The sequence below is a fragment of the Sulfitobacter sediminivivens genome, from assembly GCF_042611115.2.
Taxonomy (GTDB): Bacteria; Pseudomonadota; Alphaproteobacteria; order Rhodobacterales; family Rhodobacteraceae; genus Sulfitobacter; species Sulfitobacter sediminivivens.
Map to the genome: position 1 here is coordinate 1 of NZ_JBHGAR020000024.1, position 18,117 is coordinate 18,117.

The 18,117-nt window shown below is 54.0% G+C and carries 15 protein-coding genes, 1 tRNA gene and 2 pseudogenes; 8 read left to right on the top strand and 10 right to left on the bottom strand.

All coding sequences use genetic code 11. The features are described 5' to 3' along the window. Window positions 1-360 precede the first annotated feature (360 nt). Window positions 361-1,083, top strand: coding sequence for a sulfotransferase family 2 domain-containing protein (locus ACEWL3_RS17845; protein ID WP_386185018.1), 723 nt, complete (start codon window positions 361-363; stop codon window positions 1,081-1,083). On the opposite strand, the gene ACEWL3_RS17850 is transcribed toward ACEWL3_RS17845, so the two are convergent. The 3 genes and pseudogenes from ACEWL3_RS17850 to ACEWL3_RS17860 all read right to left on the bottom strand — a co-directional run. Beyond that, window positions 1,080-2,459, bottom strand: coding sequence for a sensor histidine kinase (locus ACEWL3_RS17850; protein ID WP_386185016.1), 1,380 nt, complete (start codon window positions 2,457-2,459; stop codon window positions 1,080-1,082). The genes ACEWL3_RS17845 and ACEWL3_RS17850 overlap by 4 nt on opposite strands. Window positions 2,460-2,530: 71 nt before the next feature. Then, window positions 2,531-3,010 (bottom strand): putative pterin-binding protein, encoded by a 480-nt coding sequence (locus tag ACEWL3_RS17855; protein WP_386185014.1) that lies wholly within the window; start codon window positions 3,008-3,010, stop codon window positions 2,531-2,533. Between the two features lie 231 nt (window positions 3,011-3,241). Then, window positions 3,242-3,448: pseudogene (locus ACEWL3_RS17860) on the bottom strand (IS3 family transposase); the annotation flags it as partial. Window positions 3,449-3,742: 294 nt separating this feature from the next. On the opposite strand from ACEWL3_RS17860, the gene ACEWL3_RS17865 reads away from it, so the two are divergent. Beyond that, entirely contained in the window at window positions 3,743-5,836 is a 2,094-nt protein-coding gene (locus ACEWL3_RS17865; protein WP_386185011.1) for an ATP-binding protein, read from the top strand. Between the two features lie 294 nt (window positions 5,837-6,130). Here the strand turns inward: ACEWL3_RS17865 and ACEWL3_RS17870 are convergent, their stop codons facing one another. Continuing rightward, window positions 6,131-6,616: a hypothetical protein gene (locus tag ACEWL3_RS17870; RefSeq protein WP_386185009.1), complete on the bottom strand. Its 486-nt coding sequence runs from the start codon at window positions 6,614-6,616 to the stop codon at window positions 6,131-6,133. A gap of 140 nt (window positions 6,617-6,756) precedes the next feature. Between ACEWL3_RS17870 and ACEWL3_RS17875 the strand changes: the two genes are divergently transcribed. After that, window positions 6,757-7,233 (top strand): hypothetical protein, encoded by a 477-nt coding sequence (locus ACEWL3_RS17875; protein WP_386185006.1) that lies wholly within the window; start codon window positions 6,757-6,759, stop codon window positions 7,231-7,233. A gap of 350 nt (window positions 7,234-7,583) precedes the next feature. Here the strand turns inward: ACEWL3_RS17875 and ACEWL3_RS17880 are convergent. From ACEWL3_RS17880 to ACEWL3_RS17890, 3 genes are all read right to left on the bottom strand, one after another. After that, window positions 7,584-7,670, bottom strand: a tRNA-Leu gene (locus ACEWL3_RS17880). A 93-nt stretch (window positions 7,671-7,763) separates the two neighbouring features. Then, on the bottom strand, window positions 7,764-8,330 hold the full coding sequence (locus tag ACEWL3_RS17885) for a tetratricopeptide repeat protein (protein WP_435001318.1): 567 nt from the start codon (window positions 8,328-8,330) through the stop codon (window positions 7,764-7,766). Window positions 8,331-8,361: 31 nt separating this feature from the next. Next, complete coding sequence (locus tag ACEWL3_RS17890; protein WP_114877886.1) at window positions 8,362-8,838, bottom strand: Lrp/AsnC ligand binding domain-containing protein; 477 nt, start codon at window positions 8,836-8,838, stop codon at window positions 8,362-8,364. A 108-nt stretch (window positions 8,839-8,946) separates the two neighbouring features. Between ACEWL3_RS17890 and putA the strand changes: the two genes are divergently transcribed. The 3 genes and pseudogenes from putA to ACEWL3_RS17905 all read left to right on the top strand — a co-directional run bounded on the left by putA (window position 8,947) and on the right by ACEWL3_RS17905 (window position 13,552). Next, window positions 8,947-12,366, top strand: coding sequence for a bifunctional proline dehydrogenase/L-glutamate gamma-semialdehyde dehydrogenase PutA (gene putA / locus ACEWL3_RS17895; protein WP_386185001.1), 3,420 nt, complete (start codon window positions 8,947-8,949; stop codon window positions 12,364-12,366). A 69-nt stretch (window positions 12,367-12,435) separates the two neighbouring features. Next, window positions 12,436-13,178: pseudogene (locus tag ACEWL3_RS17900) on the top strand (rhomboid family intramembrane serine protease). Continuing rightward, window positions 13,175-13,552 (top strand): GFA family protein, encoded by a 378-nt coding sequence (locus ACEWL3_RS17905; protein ID WP_386184998.1) that lies wholly within the window; start codon window positions 13,175-13,177, stop codon window positions 13,550-13,552. Before ACEWL3_RS17900 ends, ACEWL3_RS17905 begins: the two are co-directional and overlap by 4 nt. 55 nt (window positions 13,553-13,607) lie before the next feature. Here the strand turns inward: ACEWL3_RS17905 and ACEWL3_RS17910 are convergent, their stop codons facing one another. Further along, complete coding sequence (locus ACEWL3_RS17910) at window positions 13,608-14,393, bottom strand: inositol monophosphatase family protein (protein ID WP_386184996.1); 786 nt, start codon at window positions 14,391-14,393, stop codon at window positions 13,608-13,610. Between the two features lie 110 nt (window positions 14,394-14,503). Beyond that, a complete protein-coding gene (locus ACEWL3_RS17915; RefSeq protein ID WP_386184993.1) occupies window positions 14,504-15,409 on the bottom strand; it encodes a LysR family transcriptional regulator in 906 nt (301 codons plus the stop codon). Window positions 15,410-15,506: 97 nt separating this feature from the next. Between ACEWL3_RS17915 and metF the strand changes: the two genes are divergently transcribed. Further along, window positions 15,507-16,373: a methylenetetrahydrofolate reductase [NAD(P)H] gene (metF, locus tag ACEWL3_RS17920; RefSeq protein WP_386184991.1), complete on the top strand. Its 867-nt coding sequence runs from the start codon at window positions 15,507-15,509 to the stop codon at window positions 16,371-16,373. 65 nt (window positions 16,374-16,438) lie between these two features. Further along, window positions 16,439-16,921, top strand: coding sequence for a PaaI family thioesterase (locus ACEWL3_RS17925; RefSeq protein WP_386184989.1), 483 nt, complete (start codon window positions 16,439-16,441; stop codon window positions 16,919-16,921). On the opposite strand, the gene ACEWL3_RS17930 is transcribed toward ACEWL3_RS17925, so the two are convergent. Beyond that, complete coding sequence (locus ACEWL3_RS17930; protein WP_386184987.1) at window positions 16,918-18,009, bottom strand: T6SS phospholipase effector Tle1-like catalytic domain-containing protein; 1,092 nt, start codon at window positions 18,007-18,009, stop codon at window positions 16,918-16,920. The two genes, ACEWL3_RS17925 and ACEWL3_RS17930, sit on opposite strands and share 4 nt — an antisense overlap. Window positions 18,010-18,117 lie beyond the last annotated feature (108 nt).

The following is an 18,117-nucleotide window of genomic DNA, read 5'->3' on the forward strand; positions in this document are numbered from 1 at the left end:
CCATCAGCATCCTGACCGAGGGTGAGACGTTCGAGATGAACAGCATTGATCCAAAACTGTTCAACACGCTGTTTCATATGGGGTGAGGTCAAGACTAAACGCGCTCCATTCACAAGTCACAAAAATAACCCAGAGCCATTGCCCTATTAGACAAAGCGTCATAACCTATGGTAGTAATATCTGGGTAGCAAGTCACGCCCATTTCAAACGCTGGTACAATAGTCACTCGAACGATATTCCATCTCATAAGAGGAAAGGTGCTCGTAAACTTCCAATGTATTGTAGGTTAGGCGAAAGCGCATAAGCAATAATATTTGCAAAGGGAAGTCACCTGCCTCTTCTAATTTTAAGGCCGTATTGATGCCACTTGCTAGGATTAATAATCGACTATTAAATTTCGTTCACATTCCCAAGACTGGCGGATCCGGCATAACGGATTATATGAGAAGGAAAGGGAAAGTAGCTCTCTATTCAAGAGAGGAATTGGAATGGTCGCACACGACGCCGCAGCACATGGCATTTGATGTCAGAAACATTCTGTTGCCAGATGGCTTTGCTGACGCATCGTTCGCAATCATCCGAAATCCACTTGAAAGACTACTGAGTGAATATCGCTACCGAGCAACAAGGTATTGCGGTGAGAGCAACAAGATCGGCAAAATTTCTCAAAATGATAAATTGACTGTAGAGTTGGATTGGAACAAACAGTTCTACGGTACTTTTGGCGAATGGGTCAACGTCGTTTTCGAGAAATGCCTTGCTGACCCATACGCCTGCGATAATCATATAAGGCCACAAGTTGATTTTGTTGGGAGCAATCTCAATATTTTTCTGTTCGAACGCGGGTTAGAGAAAGTCTTAGAATGGATTGATTTAATTACTGATACGAAACGGCTTTCAGCCTCTCTAGATCGGAACGAAAGTAATAAAATCAGAATTGAGGTGTCAGATCGAGACTTGGAGAGAATTAGAGAATTCTATAAATGCGATTACGATTTGATCAATTCTCTGAAACAATCCTCGGCGGACAGCCAAATAATCGAGCAAGTAAACCAAAATTTGGATCCAATTGCAGTTAACTAACCCAGACTAGCGATGCTGATGCGCTTCCCCATTAGGTGGGTTTCTTTTCCAATTTCGGGGGCCCTATCTATCCGGTCAGTCTCAGTATCGTTGGCAGATGGCAGGGAAAACCAAAAAGTTGACCCTTTGCCTTCAATCGAGGTGAAACCGACCTTGCCACCATGCATTTCTATGAGTTGTTTGGCGATACTAAGTCCCAAGCCGCTGCTCTTATGCGCCCCTGTTGTCCCTGGGTTGACCTGATGGAATCGCGAGAACAAGTTGGATTGCTGATCCAGCGGCACTCCATGCCCATGGTCGATTATTTCGGTTTGAATCCACCTCCCGTTCCTACGGGCTTCGACTTCGACGGTACCGCCGGCTAGGCTGAACTTTGCTGCGTTCGACAAAAAGTTGCTGAGAATTTGAGATATCCGGACCCGGTCGCCATCCAAAATCAATTCATCATCTGAACTTTTGAGGGAAATTGTAACGCCAAGTTGGTTGGCGTAGACCTCGCACTCTTCGACAGTGTTACTCAAGATCGAATTAAAATTCAGACGCTCTTTGGAAATACTTACCTTACCTTCATCCAATGATTGAGCATCCAAGATATCACTAACAAGCGACAGCAATCGTTCGGCATTACGTTGGGCTATGTCGACCATTTTTTTGGCACCATCGTCCAGCTTTTCGCCATACTTCGTTTTGAGAAGCGCTATCCCTCCAAGAATAGATGTGAGAGGAGTGCGTAGCTCGTGGCTGACGACACTCATGAAATTATCTTTCATCTTCGCTGATGCGTTAGCTTCAACTACCAATTGCTCAAGCAGATGTGATCTTCGTCTGCTTGATCTGACATCAATAATAAGGATGGATACTACGACCCCGATAAGAACAAAAATGACGATGCCTAAGTACGCAATAGCATTGGATAACGACACTAGACCCGTCCGAAATTCCAGCATCAAGCGCGATTTCGCCTGAGCGATTTCCAGCGACAGAACTCTGAACTTCGATTTGAATTGTTTGGTCTCCGCCAACAGTTCCTGAGCGGCGAGCCGACGGTCAGCTTCCTGAGCGCTTCTCACTGGAAGCGATTGGACGAGTGGATCGACTCTGCCAAGTGTTGCTTCGAACTCTTCCAAAGGAGTTGTATCGACCGCAATATCCTCGAGGAGCTGCGCCAACTTCCCTGTTTTCATAACATTGGCCCTGCTCCACAATATATCGAACCTTTCGACTACCTCTTCATCGGATTTTGAGCCAAATATATAGTCTGTAAGGTCTGCTTCGAATCGTAAAAGTTCAAATTGCAACTGAGAGGTGATCCAGAGCGGATCACTTTGTTCAGCAGTCTTGATGCTTTGCACACGGCTACCGAGCGTCCAGATCACCACTCCTCCCAAAACGGCAGTCCCCAGACAAAGTGAAAAAAGGGTAAATCTTAATATGTTTCCTCTTGTTGTCATTCAACTGTTATGGCAACGAGTTGCCATACTAAACGGCTGTTATAACTGTCGTCGCGCAATTCGGCATGATCATCCATGGGATAAATGACCCAGATCGGCCCCTTTTCTCTAACAGACATCTTCTCGCCATTGCTAAAAAGAGCAAGAATAACGTCGTACTCAAAGACGTCTGAAGCAGGGATATTAACCGTGAAGTCATTGATTGCCCGCATGATTAGCGTTTTGTCTGGACCAACTTCATACGGCGCAAGCAAATCCCTCAATCTTGGACCAGTAAACTCTACAGAGTTGTCGGTATAGTCGTTCTTGGTCACAACCTTGGTTTGTGGAATCGCGGACAACTCTTCAAAACTAAACGACTCGGATGTGCCGTTCGCAGTTACCGTCAGGATATCATCTGCATAGCTTACACTGGGCAGCGCAAACAGCACGATAGTCAACATATGTCGCGCAAAACTGAGAAAATTCTCTTTCATAGCTCAACCTTTCCGAGTTTTTCTGGTCTATTGTCATGCCCATGAATTATGGCATGAATGAGACCCAGACTACCAGACGTTGAAAAACAAAAGGCTGTTCGCGTGTTGTTGCGACACTATGGTTCTCTATCAAGCTGATAATATTTAAGAAATCCTTCCTGTAATCCAGACAGATCGGCGGGGCACGTGTGGGATCAATGTAGCTTGTCCCTGTGAGGTGCCCCTAGTTTTCTAGACGCCTGCTTTGTTCAGATCCAACCCTCTTGCTTCATAGTCAACTGGTGACAGCATGCCATTGTTGGTGTGCTTACGTGTTGAGTTGCAAAACATCTCTATGTACTCAAATTCGTCCCGCCGGCCGTCGCCACGCGTCGGGTAGGTCCGGTGCCTGATCCGCCCTCGCTTCAGTAGTTGGAAGAAGCTATCGACCATCGCGTTGAAGCTCAAATATTCGTCAAGCTGCAATTTCAGCGGATTTTGGCACACAGAGATGGCTGTGGATTTCACGAGCGGGTATCTAGTCTGGTGTACCCCTCCACGATATGGATCCGAAGATGTGTGACGGGTTTCAAGAGCCCAAAGCCAGATTTTTGGGCGTTTTGAAAAGGCGGTTACCTGTCGGATCTCACAGATGCGCATTTGCTGTTTCAATCTCAAGATGAACTATGTAATCGTGAGCACACGGATCAGTTGATCCTGGTTATCTCACACCAAAGGTGGTCCTGAATTTTTATGAAAGTTGTTTTCTCCAGACTACTATCCCTAAGATTTTCAGGTTACACATATGCTCTTGTCTTCGTGTTGCTGGTTTCACTTTTCTTGATTGCAGCCGAATTTGACAATCTACTGCGCGCGAACTTTATCAAGGATGTGAGGCTTGATCACACACTGGAACTGATCGAAGCACGCGAAGAAATTGAAGAGAAAGTATTTGATCACTTTTTGGTGCTCCAAAAACTGGTTACTTTGATTGAAGAGAATTATGATCTCGATCAGAAACAGTTTGGCTCCCTTGTCGAGTCCCTCAATTACGAGGGGGATGATATCATTAACTTTGCTGCCGCGCCCGACTTGGTTGTCCGGTTTGTCTACCCTTATGACGAAAACGCAGCTGTGGTTGGCTTGGACTACACCGAAAATGATTTGCAACGCGCTGGGGTGATGCGAGCGGTCGAAGACGGGACCGCAACGATTGATGGTCCTATAGAGCTCGTTCAGGGTGGTCGCGCCCTGATAATTCGACAACCAATATTCATTGATAGCAATACGGCTGGAGGCTCCGGTAAGGTTTGGGGCATCGTTTCCATGGTCGTAGATCATGGTCGGTTTTTGGATCAGACAGGATTAACGGCCCTCAGTCAGGAATACAAATTATTCCTTAGATTGGACTCGGGTGAGAAAGACCAAATATCAATACTATTCGGCAGTCCTGAACTTGAGCAGCAATCGCCAATAGAGTTGGAGATTAGTTTTCCAAATGGCAATTGGTCGATGATGGCAATTCCCAAGCCTGGATGGCCAAAAAACACACCAAACCATATTCGAAATCGTCTTATTATGGGTGTGATTTCTTTGCTGATTATCGGTGTGGTACTGTCAGTCGCGGCCCTTGCAGCTGCCGAAAAAAAGTCGAGAATTCGGCTGACCTCTGCGATTCAAGCGATGAACGATGGATTTGCGATGTTTGATAGCGATGGAGTCCTCATTGAATATAATAGCAGGTATTCCGAAATCTACGAAACAGTGTCGGATCAGATAAGGCGCGGTGCTAGTTTCGAAGATATCATCAGGCTGGCGGTTGACCGTGGACCGCAGGCGGCCGCAATGGGTCGAGAGGAAGAATGGGTACAAGAAAGACTTGAAGACTTCGATGGCCCGGATATTGAATTTGAGCAAGAGCTTTCCAATAGTCGGTTCATCCTTGCATCTGACCACAATACGATTGACGGCGGAAAGGTTTGCCTGCGCACGGACGTTACGGATCTCAAACAAGCTCTTAAAACAGCTGAGAGTGCCAGCAGAGCAAAGTCAGATTTTATGAATACCTTGTCTCATGAACTTAGGACACCTTTGACGGTTATTCTTGGAACAGTAGGGCTAATAAAACATATACAAGGCCAGAAGATTTCTGAGGCAGTCTTCTTAGAGCTTGCGAAAGATCCGATTGACAGAAAAGGGGCCTCTGATGCTCTGACATTTCTGATCAGGCATGTTGTTGCAATGATGGGAAAGCAGGAACGGTCCGCGAAACACCTTCTGGCACTGGTCGACGATATGTTAGATTTTGCCAAGTTGGAGACTGGCTCATATTCTATTGAAGCTAATCTCTGTGATGTTGATCAAATACTGATGTCGGTCAGCGAGCAAACCCAACAATTGGCAAAGGACAAGGGTTTGGATTTGATGTTCAATTCGGAAGGCGGACAGGTATACTGCGATCCGTTGCGAACGACCCAGATACTGCTTAACCTTGTTACTAATGCGTTGAAGTTTGTGTCTGCAGGGGAGGTCGAAATTAGCGTCAGACATGGTAATAACGATGTGATATTTGCGGTCTCGGATACAGGGCCAGGCATATCTTCTGAAGATCAGGAACGGGTATTTAACGCCTTTGAGCAAGTTGATTCTTCAGATACACGCTCGAACGGCGGCGTTGGATTGGGTCTCGCGATTTCACGTAAACTAGCAACTGCGCAAAACGGCACATTGAGACTTGAAAGCGAGTTCGGCGTAGGGAGCAAGTTTACCTTGAGGCTGCCCGCCCGCTCGACTGAGAAGGCGGGCAAGGGCAGCGTCCGAGGAAACCTGCTTGAGCCGATCTCATAGCGTTTGGAAATTTCAAGATACATCTCCATTTGCTTTTTCAAGACAACTGCCGGGGGTCTCGTGAGAAGGTGCCTGAGATCAGCATGGTGAGAACTGACGCGGTATGCGCCCCCGTGCAAGGCCAAGAACCCGGCAGCCATACTTCAGGGCGTGTTCATTATTACGGGACGTAACGACCACCGTGAAAGCCCTATCGCGGAAGCGCCGGAACAACGTTCCTTTAAGATAAAACTCGCTTGAGGCGGGGAGATCGGTTTCTTACCCTTTGACCATTAGCAAAAAGAATACATTCCGTTATCTCAAAACCAGCCCAGAGATCATGCGCTTGGCGGTGAAGATGTGCATTCGGTGTCCATTTTCGCTCAGAAACGAGGAAAAGCTGCTATTTGGCGTGGCACAGATATCAACCATGAAACGATTTGGTTCTGGCATACATACTCCCCGATACTTAGTTAGTTTCTGGCATAGTTTAAGCTCTTTTTCGCACCTGCTGATCGGGTTTTGTTGTTGCATTTCTCTGCTGACCTGCGCGTCATTCATGTCGCGGAAGTAGTAAGCCGTGGCTCGGCACCAAACACCCGTAATCGACCGATTGGAAAACCGGTCAGCCCCGATATTGGTCCGCAACCACACCAAAATCTCACTGATCAGGTTGCCCAGTCCGTTAGGCGGGATCTTAATTTTTACGCGAACGGGAAACGCATCATCCACGCGCTTTTTGTCGGGTAAGATATGGCGAGACAGATCATGAACATCAACGCTGCCGTGGACGCTAATCAAGATGCAAAATTGCAACTCGCCTCACAAAGGAGAATTTTCCCAACCTTGTCTTAGTACCGCCCAGCTTTCGGCCCAATCCTGTGAAACCTTCAGGTGATCAAACTAACTATCGTTCGCGTTCCTTAATCCGAGGTTTCTATATGGTACAACTCGCAAGGGCTCTTCCACAAAGCCAAGTCGCCTCCCTCAACCTGCTTAAGGTCGTCTCATCACCGACTGTTGGTCCCCAAAAAATCGAGACCCGCTTTGTTAGTGTTCCTCTGTCCAATGTGAGAGGGACGTGCGGCGCAATGAGTGGGGAACGGCTTCAATCACCTGATGACTTCATTTCGGGCGATGAAATAAGAATTGCCAGTGCCTGCCACGACCATGAAGCTAGTCGGGAGTTCCTTCTGAAACCGTTCGATTCATTTGCCGAAGAAGACGGAGAGTTCATAATGAGCCTTAGCGGGTGCTCACAAAAGATTCAGATCTTGCTGATGGCAGATATCGGCATTTTGGTTGGCGCTTACGTAATCACGCCAGATGGCGAAACCTGCGATCATCCTTATCTCTTGCTGCCACGCGTGTTCGATCCGTCACGGCTTTATAGCGTTCTTGATACGCGAAGCATTTGATAGCTACGGGGCGTGCATGCACAGAGCAGAGTACTTTGATCAATATCGTGTGTGAGGAATTTGCTCTGGGGCTGAGTGTATTGGCCAACTAGTTTACCTAGCTCTGGGGGATGGGACACAGTGGGTCCTTTTTCGTTCTTTATCGAATATTTGATGCAGCCCATCGAAGCGGGGAGGAGTACTTCCACAAAACCCAGGCACTGAAAGCCATGACCGGCGACGAACATTCGACATATGGACAACGACCATAAAGTCGATCAAGCACACCCGCTAAGATGGCCTGAAGGGTGGGATTTGAATGTCCAAATGCACCTGAAATATTGATCTATAACAAATTTATCTCGAAAAAGTGGTGCGGGCGGTGGGACTCGAACCCACACGGGGCTAGGCCCCAACAGATTTTAAGTCTGGTATGTCTACCATTCCATCACGCCCGCATCTGGTGGTGATCGTTGCGGCAGATAATCCGAAGCGGGAAGCGGTGTAAATGCCAGATGGCCGCGCAATCCATCGGCATGCCTCCAAAACCCTCAGATATCCTTGCCTTTGCGGCCCAGCGGCGCATCGTCTGCCAGCAGGGCGGCCTCGGACAGCCATGGGTTATTCTCCACGGCGATCAGCAATTGTGCGCGCGCTTCTTCCAAACGCCCCAGGTTCATTAAGGTCAATGCGCGACCTGATTGCGCGGCCACGTGATGCGGTTGCAGGGTCAGGGCGATGTCGAGATCGGCCAGTGCCGGTTCATAGTCCTGCCGCAGGAAATGCACATAGGCGCGTTGGTTGTAGCCTTCGGCATAATCCGGACAATAGGCAATCAGCCTGTCGTACTCGGTGATGGCACCTGCGAAATCATAGGCATCGCGGCGGCCCATGCCCGCATCCAGCACCTCTTGGGCGGCCTCATCAGGGGCGCGCAGCCACACTTCCCACATCTCACCTGACACCCGTCTTCCGGCGTTCACATCCGTCGCCGCGTTGGCCTTGGCGAAAAGGTTCAGCAATTCGGCGCTGGTGTCGGGGGGCGTTGGGCACGCAGCAAATGCCGGTGCCGCCCATACCGGGGCCGCTATCAGGGCCAATGTCATCATCAAACGCATACATTATTAAATGATGCGCCCTGCCCTTCGGTCAAGTGGCGTCCGCCAACATCGTTTCCTTTACGGCCTCCATCGCGACATAGGTCGAGGTGTTGGACACATGCGGCAGAGATGAAATCGTCTCGCCCAGAAAACGGCGATAGGCGGTCATGTCGCGGGTCCGCACCTTGAGCAAGTAATCAAAATGGCTGGCAATCATATGCGCCTGTTCGATTTCAGGTACTTTGATCACAGCCGCATTAAAGGCCCGCAGCGCTTTTTCGCGCGTATCGCTCAGCCGCACTTCGACAAAGGCCACATGATCCAGACCCAACTGGATCGGATCAAGCAGCGCCCGGTATCCAAGGATGACACCCGTTTCTTCCAACCTGCGCAGCCGCGCCTGGGTCGGTGATTTCGACAAGCCAATGCGTTTTGCCAGATCAGTGATGCTGATGCGCCCATCTTCGGCCAGCACAGACAGAATCGTTGAATCAAACCGGTCCAGGTCAGATTGTTCTTTTTTCATGCAAAGCCCCTCAAAATCACGACAAATGTCTGCCTTTCGATCAATCATAAGGCCAAACGACCTGCCTTCCTAGGATATCTTTGACAAAATTTCATTTGGAGACTGCTCATGGCCCGCGATACTTCCCCTTCCCTGCGTCACCAAATTGACGAAGGAACCTATGCTGATCCTGAAACCGTCTTGGCCGCGCTTGTTCAGACAGCGCAGTTGACTGAAACAGACCGGGCGACGATTTCCGCCCAGGCGGCGGGTCTGGTGCGCGACATTCGCGGTGCCACATCGCCCGGCATGATGGAAGTGTTCCTGGCCGAATATGGCCTTTCCACTGACGAAGGGGTCGCCCTGATGTGTTTGGCCGAAGCGCTGTTGCGGGTGCCGGATGCCGATACCATCGATGCGCTCATTGAAGACAAGATTGCGCCCTCTGACTGGGGCCGTCACATGGGCCACTCCACATCATCCTTGGTCAACGCCTCCACATGGGCGCTGATGCTGACGGGTCGTGTGCTCGATGACGATCAACCCGGCCCTGTGCGTCACCTGCGCGCGGCGATCAAACGTCTGGGCGAACCGGTGATCCGCACCGCCGTTTCCCGCGCGATGAAGGAAATGGGCCGTCAGTTCGTTTTGGGCGAGGACATCAACGCCGCCATGACCCGCGCCAAGGGCATGGAGAAAAAGGGGTTCACCTATAGCTATGACATGCTGGGTGAAGCAGCGCGGACCGAAGGCGATGCCAAACGCTATCACCTGAGCTATAGCCGCGCAATTTCAGCGATCGCAACCGCCTGCAACGACCCGGACATCCGCAAGAATCCAGGCATTTCCGTAAAGCTCAGCGCCCTGCACCCCCGCTATGAGATCGCTCAGGAAGCTTCGGTGATGCGCGATCTGGTGCCGCGTCTGCGCGCATTGTGTCTGCTGGCAAAATCCGCTGGCATGGGCCTCAATGTCGATGCCGAAGAGGCCGACCGCCTTGCCCTGTCATTGGATGTGATCGACCGTGTGATGGGCGAACCTGCACTGGCCGGATGGGACGGATTTGGCATCGTTGTACAGGCCTTTGGCCAGCGTGCATCACGGGTGATCGACGCCCTTTATGACATGGCGAAACGCCATGACCGCCGGATCATGGTCCGGCTGGTCAAAGGGGCCTATTGGGACACCGAGATCAAACGCGCGCAGGTCGAGGGCGTCGAAGGTTTTCCCGTGTTCACTCAAAAAGCCGCAACCGATGTGTCTTATATCGCCAATGCACGCAAACTTCTGGGCATGACTGACCGGATCTACCCCCAATTTGCCACCCACAACGCCCATACCGTCGCAGCCGTCCTGCATATGGGCGACGATCCTGAAACCTACGAATTCCAGCGCCTGCACGGCATGGGCGAGACCCTGCACAATCTGGTGATGACGCAAAACGGCACCCGTTGCCGGATCTATGCCCCCGTCGGGGCACATCGCGACCTACTGGCCTATCTGGTGCGGCGTCTGTTGGAAAACGGCGCAAACTCAAGCTTTGTGAACCAGATCGTCGATGAAAACGTGGCCCCCGAAGTGGTCGCCGCCGATCCATTTAAGCAACTGGGTACGTCGAATATCAAAATCCCCACCGGGCCAGAGATATTTCTGCCGCTGCGTGCCAATGCCATCGGATTTGATCTGGCCCATACGCCGACTTTGGCCAAGATCGAAGCCGCCCGCGCGCCCTTCAAATCCCACAAATGGGAGGCCGCCCCGCTGCTTGCTGGTGAGGCAAAGCCGCAAAAGGCTGTCAAGGTGATGAACCCGGCACATCCGACCAAGTCCCCCGGCACGGTGCGCAATGCCTCAATGGATGATGTTGCAACCGCGCTGGACACTGCAACCCCATGGGATGCGCCACTAGCCACCCGCCGCGCGGTTTTGCTGAAAGCGGCGGATCTGATCGAAGAAAGCTATGGCCAAATCTTTGCGCTTCTGGCGCGTGAAGCAGGCAAAGGTCTGCCCGATTGCGTGGCCGAACTCCGCGAAGGTGTTGATTTTCTGCGCTATTACGCGGCACAAGCAACCAATATGCCCGCCGCCGGCATCTTTACATGTATCTCGCCCTGGAACTTTCCGATGGCGATTTTCTGTGGCCAGATATCCGCGGCCCTTGCTGCCGGAAACGCCGTGCTGGCCAAGCCTGCCGAACAGACCCCACTGGTCGCACATTTCACCGTTGGTCTGCTGCACAAGGCGGGCGTACCGCGTTCGGCGTTGCAGCTGCTGCCCGGTGGCGGTGATATCGGGGCTGCTGTTACCTCTGATCCACGCATTGGCGGTGTGGCCTTTACCGGCTCTACTGCCACCGCCATGCGCATCCGCACCGCGATGGCCGAACACTGCGCCCCCGGCACCCCGCTGATTGCGGAAACCGGCGGTCTGAACGCGATGATCGTAGACAGCACCGCCCTGCCTGAACAGGCCGTGACCGCGATTGTCGAAAGCGCGTTCCAGTCTGCGGGCCAACGCTGTTCCGCGCTGCGCTGCCTCTATGTTCAGGAAGACATCGCCGAGGATCTGACAAAAATGCTGATTGGTGCCATGCAATCGCTGAACATGGGCGATCCCTGGCATCTCAGCACGGACGTAGGGCCGGTGATCGACGAGCTGGCTCGCAAAGGCATCTCTGATCACATCGAAGCCGCGCGCGCCGATGGCCGGGTGGTGGCTGAATTGCCGACACCGGATGGCGGTACCTATGTGGCTCCCACCATCATCCGCGTGAATGGCATTGGCGATATGAAGCGTGAGATCTTCGGCCCGGTCCTGCATCTTGCGACCTTCAAAAGCCACGAGCTGGACAAGGTGATCGACGCAATCAATGCCACCGGATACGGGCTGACCTTTGGCCTGCACACCCGCATCGATGACCGGGTACAGCATGTGTCGGAACGGATTGAGGCCGGCAACGTTTATATCAACCGCAACCAGATCGGCGCAATTGTGGGCAGTCAGCCGTTCGGCGGTGAGGGTTTGTCCGGCACGGGCCCCAAAGCGGGCGGGCCAAATTACCTGCCCCGTTTCAGCGCGCCAGATACGCAGGAGGTCACCGGTGAATGGAACAAACTGCAGGCCGATCTGCCCAAACCCGCGCCACATCAGCCCAAACCGATTGAAACCGTGTCGATGCCCGGACCAACGGGCGAATCGAACCGTCTGACGACGCTCCCTCGCGCCGCCCTCTTGTGCATGGGTCCGGGTGCCGATGCCGCCGCCGCGCAGGCGCGTGCGGTTGAGGCATTGGGCGGGATCGCCCTGCAAGCGACAGGCCAGATTGACCCCGCTGATTTGTCAGACGGACCAGCCTATGGCGGCATCCTTTGGTGGGGTGACGCAGACACCGCACGCCAGATCGAACAGGCGCTGGCCAAACGCGATGGGCCAATCCTGCCCCTGATCCGGGGTCTGCCCGATACCGCGCGGGTGCGTGCCGAACGCCATGTCTGCGTTGACACCACCGCCTCCGGGGGCAACGCCGCCCTTCTGGGGGCCGCAGGATAACACTCAAAGGTCCCGGCAGATGCGCCGGGGCCTCTTGACCCGTCCCGCGCAATCGCTCAGCGTGGCACCATGTTTCCTATCCGCGATCATAATCCGTCGGGGCGCACGCCCTATGTCACCTACGCGCTGATGGTCGCCAACATCGTGATCTTTCTGAGCTATGTGGCCCTGCTTTCAGACAACCGAGCCACGAATGATTTTACAACGCATGGGCGCTGATCCCGGCACGGCTCAGCGACGGGGGCGGCTATGGCGGGCTTTTAACATCCATGTTCCTGCATGGTGGCTGGCTGCACCTTGCGGGTAACATGCTTTTTTTGTGGATATTCGGTGACAACATCGAAGATGAGATGGGGCATCTGCGCTATTTGCTGTTCTATCTGGCCTGCGGCGTCGCTGCGGGGCTGGGGCAAGTGGTGGCAGAGCCTAACTCGGTCGTGCCGATGGTTGGTGCGTCAGGTGCAATTGCCGGGGTGATGGGCGGCTATCTGCTGCTTTTTCCCCGAGCCAAGGTTGATATTCTGATCATCTTTATCGTGTTTTTCCGCATCTTTCCGATCCCGGCCTGGATCATGCTGGCGATCTGGTTTGCCATGCAGTTCTTTGGCGGCATCGCGGCCGAAACCGGCACAGGTGGCATTGCATATTGGGCCCATGCCGGAGGGTTTATTGCGGGTCTGGCGCTGACGGTGCCGTTCTGGTTGCGCCGGGGTGGGGTCGATTTCTGGGCCCGCACCGATGGCCACCCACCCCATCCTGTCGCGACCTATCCAGCCATAGAAAGCCGCATCCCAAAGGTGAGACGCAGATGACAAGCGCCCCGGTGAAAGTCCGCGCCACCTGTCACTGTGGCGCTGTCGCGCTAGAAGCAACCCTGCCCCACGGTTTCGATGACATCGGGCGCTGCACCTGTTCGTTCTGCGCGCGCAGGCAAGCCGCTGCTGTGACAGCCATCGCCAGTTCCGTCCATCTGCTGAAAGGCGCGGATAACCTCACGCTCTACAGCTGGAACACCCACACTGCGCAGCATTATTTTTGCAAAACCTGCGGCATATACACCCATCACCAACGACGGGCCGATCCCAGCCAATGCGGCATCAATCTGGGGTGCATCGAGGGCGTCAACCCGTGGGAGTACGAACCAATTGTCTGGACCGACGGCATCAACCACCCGTCAGACAGATAGCGCCGCCCGTTTCATTGTTCCAGACATACACATATCCAAGGCCAACGACAAAGCGCTAACCCCGGACGATTTTCGCAAAGCCCGCAAAAATTGGCTCATTGGCGCAGACGATCTCGCCGTCGACCAACACGTCCCCGTTGGGGTTCATGGCTTCGACCAAACCCCCCGCCTCTTTGACGATGATCACTCCTGCGGCCAGATCCCAGGACTTCAGGCGGCGTTCCCAGAAACCGTCATAGCGCCCTGCCGCGACATAGGCCAAATCCAGCGCCGCGGATCCCCAGCGCCGAACGCCGGCGCACACCGGCAACAGCCGCCCCAGATCCTTCAAGGTATCAGGCAAATCGCCGCGTCCGGCAAAGGGCAATCCCGTGGCAAAAATCGATTCAATCATGCGGTGGCGACCGGACACGCGGATACGGGTCTCGTTCATCCAGGCACCTGCACCTTTTTCGGCAAAGAATAATTCATCCTTGGTCGGGTCATAAATCACACCCGCAACGATCTGGCCTTTATGTTCAAGGGCGATTGACACAGCCCAATGCGGCAGCCCGTGCAGAAAATTGGTAGTGCCATCCAGCGGGTCCACGATCCAGCGGCGTGTGGGGTCCTGACCCTCTTGCGCGCCACCTTCTTCGGCCAGCCAGCCATAAGTCGGGCGCGCGCCCATCAATTCGTCCTTGATAATCTTTTCAGCACCGATATCGGCCTTGCTGACAAAATCCCCGGCCCCCTTGACCGACACCTGCAGGTTCTCAACTTCGCGAAAATCCTTGGCCAATGCGCGGCCCGCTTTGCGCGCCGCCTTGATCATGATGTTGAGATTTGCACTGCCAACCATTGTCTGCGTCCTTTGACCAATCAGGCGCTGCGTATAGGGCGGGCGCGCCTGATTGCCAAGGGGGCGTGGCGCAAAGCGTCACGTTATGGGACGCCCACGCACAGCTTTGCCTAAATCGACTGTAACTTGCGGGCCTCTTGTTCTGCCAGTTTCAGCAATTGACCCATAAACGGCTTGTCCAGATCGTCACTGCGCACCGCTGCATAAAGCCGCCGGGTAATCCCGGCCTTTGTCAGGGGGCGTGTCACATAATCCGAGCTGTATTTGACCTCGCGCACCACCCAATCGGGCAACACGGATACGCCGCGGTTCGAAGCAACCAGCAACAAGATCACGGCCGTCAATTCGACCTGCCGGATGGCAGCGGGTTCAACCTTGGCCGGGATCAGCAATTGGCTGAACACATCCAGCCGTGTGCGTTCAACCGGATAGGTAATCAGGGTCTCAGCGCGAAAATCCGCCGCCTCAACAAAGGGTTTTTCGGCCAGCGGATGCGTGCTGGCCGCAACAAAGACCGCCTTGTAGTCAAAAAGTTCAACAAATTTGACACCGGGCAATTCTTCGGGGTCCGAACTGACCACCAGATCGACCTCTTCGCGCAACAGCGCCGGCAGCGCGTCAAAGGCCAGACCGGGGCGGATATCGACATCCACATCCGGCCACGCGCGGCGGAAGTGTTCCAGCACCGGGAACAGCCACTCAAAACAGGCATGACATTCAATGGCGATGTGCATGCGACCGGTGCTGCCCGCGCGCAACCCGGTGAATTCATCCTGCAAGGCCTGCACCTGTGGCAAAACCTGTTGTGCCAGTTTCAGCAACCTTTGCCCCGCAGGGGATAATTTCAACGGCTTTGAGCGGCGAACAAACAATTCCACCCCCGCCTGATCCTCCAGCCCCTTTACCTGATGACTGAGCGCCGATTGGGTGATGTTCATCTGCTCTGCGGCACGGGCCAGACCGCCCGCCTCGTGAATGGCCTGAATGGTGCGCAGATGCCGGAACTCAATGTGCATATTGAGGTCATCCTCATGTTTAAGATGAAAGTTATGAAATTGTCTCACATTCAGTTTCATGAGACAAGAGGGTAACCCGGAATGAAGGATCAGCCCAATGACAACGCCAAATGTCTCTTTCGAAGTTTTCCCGCCGCGTACGGTAGATGCGGCATTCAAGCTCTGGGACACGGCACAGACACTGGCCCCTCTGTCCCCGCGCTTTTTCTCGGTGACTTACGGCGCTGGCGGAACGACACGCGACCTGACCAAGGATGCCGCCCATGTGCTGCGGCGCACCTCTGGTTTGCCGGTTGCCGCGCATCTGACCTGCGTGGGTGCCAGCCGCGAGGAAACGATGGATGTCGCCCGCGGTTTTGCAAAGGCCGGCGTGACCGACATCGTGGCCCTGCGCGGCGATCCTGCGGACGGGGCGGCCACATTTACCCCACATGTAGATGGTTTCCAGAACAGCTGTGAGCTGATCGAGGCTTTGGCTGAGACCGGCGAATTCAATATCCGCGTCGGTGCCTATCCTGATCTGCACCCCGAAGCGACCGACCAGCAGGCCAGCATCGACTGGCTCAAGCGCAAGTTTGATGCAGGTGCGGACGAGGCGATCACGCAGTTCTTTTTTGAGGCCGAGACCTTCCTGCGCTTCCGCGACGCATGTGACAAGGCGGGCATCGACAAGCCGATCACGCCGGGCATCCTGCCGGTGGTCAACTGGACTTCGGCGCGCAAATTTGCAGATCGTTGCGGCACCCATGTGCCCGATTGGGTCAATCAAGCCTTCGAAACCGCTCTGCGCGATGACCGGCATGATCTTCTGGCCACGGCTTTGTGCACGGAAATGTGCAGCGATCTTATCGACGAGGGCGTCGAAAACCTGCATTTTTACACCTTGAACCGTGCAGAGTTGACGCGTGATGTCTCACGCGCTTTGGGTGTCACACCGCAAGTATCGCTTTCGGACGTTGCGTAACACCTTGCCTTTGCAGGCATATTAAAACAGCGTCTCCGGCATCCCCCTTGGCCGGAGAACCCCACATGCCCCGCATCGCCCAGTCCCCCGACGACCTGCTTGCCTTGTCCGACGTTCTGAAAATATCGGGGCTCGAATTCATGCAGGCGATATTGGACGGCAGCAACCCCGGCCCACCCATTGCGCAAACTATGGGATATGCCCTGCACGCTGTTGAGGACGGGCGCGTGATCTTTAGGGGCACACCGGAATTCAACGTCACGAACCCGCTCGGGACCGTTCATGGCGGTTGGTACGGTACCTTGCTGGACAGTGCGATGGCCTGTGCTGTGATGACAAAAGTGCCGCGCGGTTCGGTCTATACAACCTTGGAATTCAAGATCAACATTCTGCGGGCCATCCCTTTGGGCACGGTAATTGAATGCGTGGGCGACATCGACCATGTTGGCAGATCGACCGGCGTTGCCCGCGGGGAAATCAGGGGCGTGGATGATGGCACGCTTTATGCAACCGGATCGACGACCTGTATCGTGATGAAACTGGCTTAGGGTTCTGCCACTCCGGTCCGGCGTTGCAGCGGATTCACAACACGACCATCTGGCGCTGCACGTGCGCGTTCAGCAACGCTTTCATGTAGTCGCTCTGAAGGGTCTCTGCCCACGATCCGTTTGCGCCGGGTCATGAAAATCTTGCCAAAGCCGCGCCAATTGCCGACCGAAGGTGCCTTCGCGTCCTGAGGAAAGCGCAGCCGCCATCCCGCAGGCAGGGGCAATCCACTTTCTTCCGCCCGCGACAAAAGCCAGACCAAGGGAATGTTCGCCAGGGGTCTTGCCGCCTCAAATCCGCTGAGTTGCCCGCCCACATCCCCATGACTTCCGGGGAACCAGACCTGTTCGACATGGCCCTTGAACCCATCATGCGTTGTCCAAAGCACGGGTTTATAGGCCACCCGGGATTCGTCTAATGCCAGCGCATGAAAGCCGCTTTTGACGACACCACTCAGTTCATGACCGTGAAAAGCATGTTTGGGCTCTGACAGCCGCCACAGCACAGGCGCATTGATCCCCAATGATTTGACCGTGTCCCAGACGCCGATCATCTCGATGCACACGCTTTCATGGCAAAAAGATTTGGAAAACGTCTGGGCCGCGTAACTCTTTGGATTGCATTCATAGTACCGATAAAGATCGCGAATGTTGCGTTCGGTCGCATGCTCCGCACGCAACAGCCCAACCTGATCAATCGCGCCGGCAAGGCTGCGCACGGCATAGGCACCGCGTGAGTAGCCCATTAAAAATATCTGGTCCCCCGGATGGTACCGCGAGGCAAGATAGCCATACGCGCGTTTGATCTGCCGATTGATCCCGCGCCCCAACATGACGTCTCGTGCTGAACGCCAGTCGATCCATTGAAGGCCGGGCTCATAATAAATCGACAGCTTGCTGCCCATTTCGCTTGCCAGCTTATACGCCAACCCCGCGTTTGTTTCACAACCCGGATCCAGTGATGACATCGTGCCATCCAGAATGATCAGATGGGTCACTGTCCCACGTCGCGGGCCAAAATCAGACGCGGGTCTTTGCCAAAAACTGCCCAACAGCCGGCGCAGTAAAGGGGGGCGTCGGGCGTCGGTCATTTCAGCGCCTTTGCGATCTGTCGGGCCTTCGCCGCTTCCATCAAGAGGTCAGTATCGTCAATGCAATTGGAAGACAAAGCGTACAGGGACTGACCGACAGTATCGGCT

What these genes read in the sequence shown, in the direction of transcription:
- ACEWL3_RS17845 (WP_386185018.1), top strand. Translation starts at nt 361, where the DNA reads ATGCCACTTGCTAGGATTAATAATCGACTATTAAATTTCGTTCACATT.
- ACEWL3_RS17855 (WP_386185014.1), bottom strand. Translation starts at nt 3,010, where the DNA reads ATGAAAGAGAATTTTCTCAGTTTTGCGCGACATATGTTGACTATCGTG.
- ACEWL3_RS17865 (WP_386185011.1), top strand. Translation starts at nt 3,743, where the DNA reads ATGAAAGTTGTTTTCTCCAGACTACTATCCCTAAGATTTTCAGGTTAC.
- ACEWL3_RS17875 (WP_386185006.1), top strand. Translation starts at nt 6,757, where the DNA reads ATGGTACAACTCGCAAGGGCTCTTCCACAAAGCCAAGTCGCCTCCCTC.
- ACEWL3_RS17885 (WP_435001318.1), bottom strand. Translation starts at nt 8,330, where the DNA reads ATGCGTTTGATGATGACATTGGCCCTGATAGCGGCCCCGGTATGGGCG.
- ACEWL3_RS17890 (WP_114877886.1), bottom strand. Translation starts at nt 8,838, where the DNA reads ATGAAAAAAGAACAATCTGACCTGGACCGGTTTGATTCAACGATTCTG.
- putA (WP_386185001.1), top strand. Translation starts at nt 8,947, where the DNA reads ATGGCCCGCGATACTTCCCCTTCCCTGCGTCACCAAATTGACGAAGGA.
- ACEWL3_RS17905 (WP_386184998.1), top strand. Translation starts at nt 13,175, where the DNA reads ATGACAAGCGCCCCGGTGAAAGTCCGCGCCACCTGTCACTGTGGCGCT.
- ACEWL3_RS17910 (WP_386184996.1), bottom strand. Translation starts at nt 14,393, where the DNA reads ATGGTTGGCAGTGCAAATCTCAACATCATGATCAAGGCGGCGCGCAAA.
- ACEWL3_RS17915 (WP_386184993.1), bottom strand. Translation starts at nt 15,409, where the DNA reads ATGCACATTGAGTTCCGGCATCTGCGCACCATTCAGGCCATTCACGAG.
- metF (WP_386184991.1), top strand. Translation starts at nt 15,507, where the DNA reads ATGACAACGCCAAATGTCTCTTTCGAAGTTTTCCCGCCGCGTACGGTA.
- ACEWL3_RS17925 (WP_386184989.1), top strand. Translation starts at nt 16,439, where the DNA reads ATGCCCCGCATCGCCCAGTCCCCCGACGACCTGCTTGCCTTGTCCGAC.
- ACEWL3_RS17930 (WP_386184987.1), bottom strand. Translation starts at nt 18,009, where the DNA reads ATGACCGACGCCCGACGCCCCCCTTTACTGCGCCGGCTGTTGGGCAGT.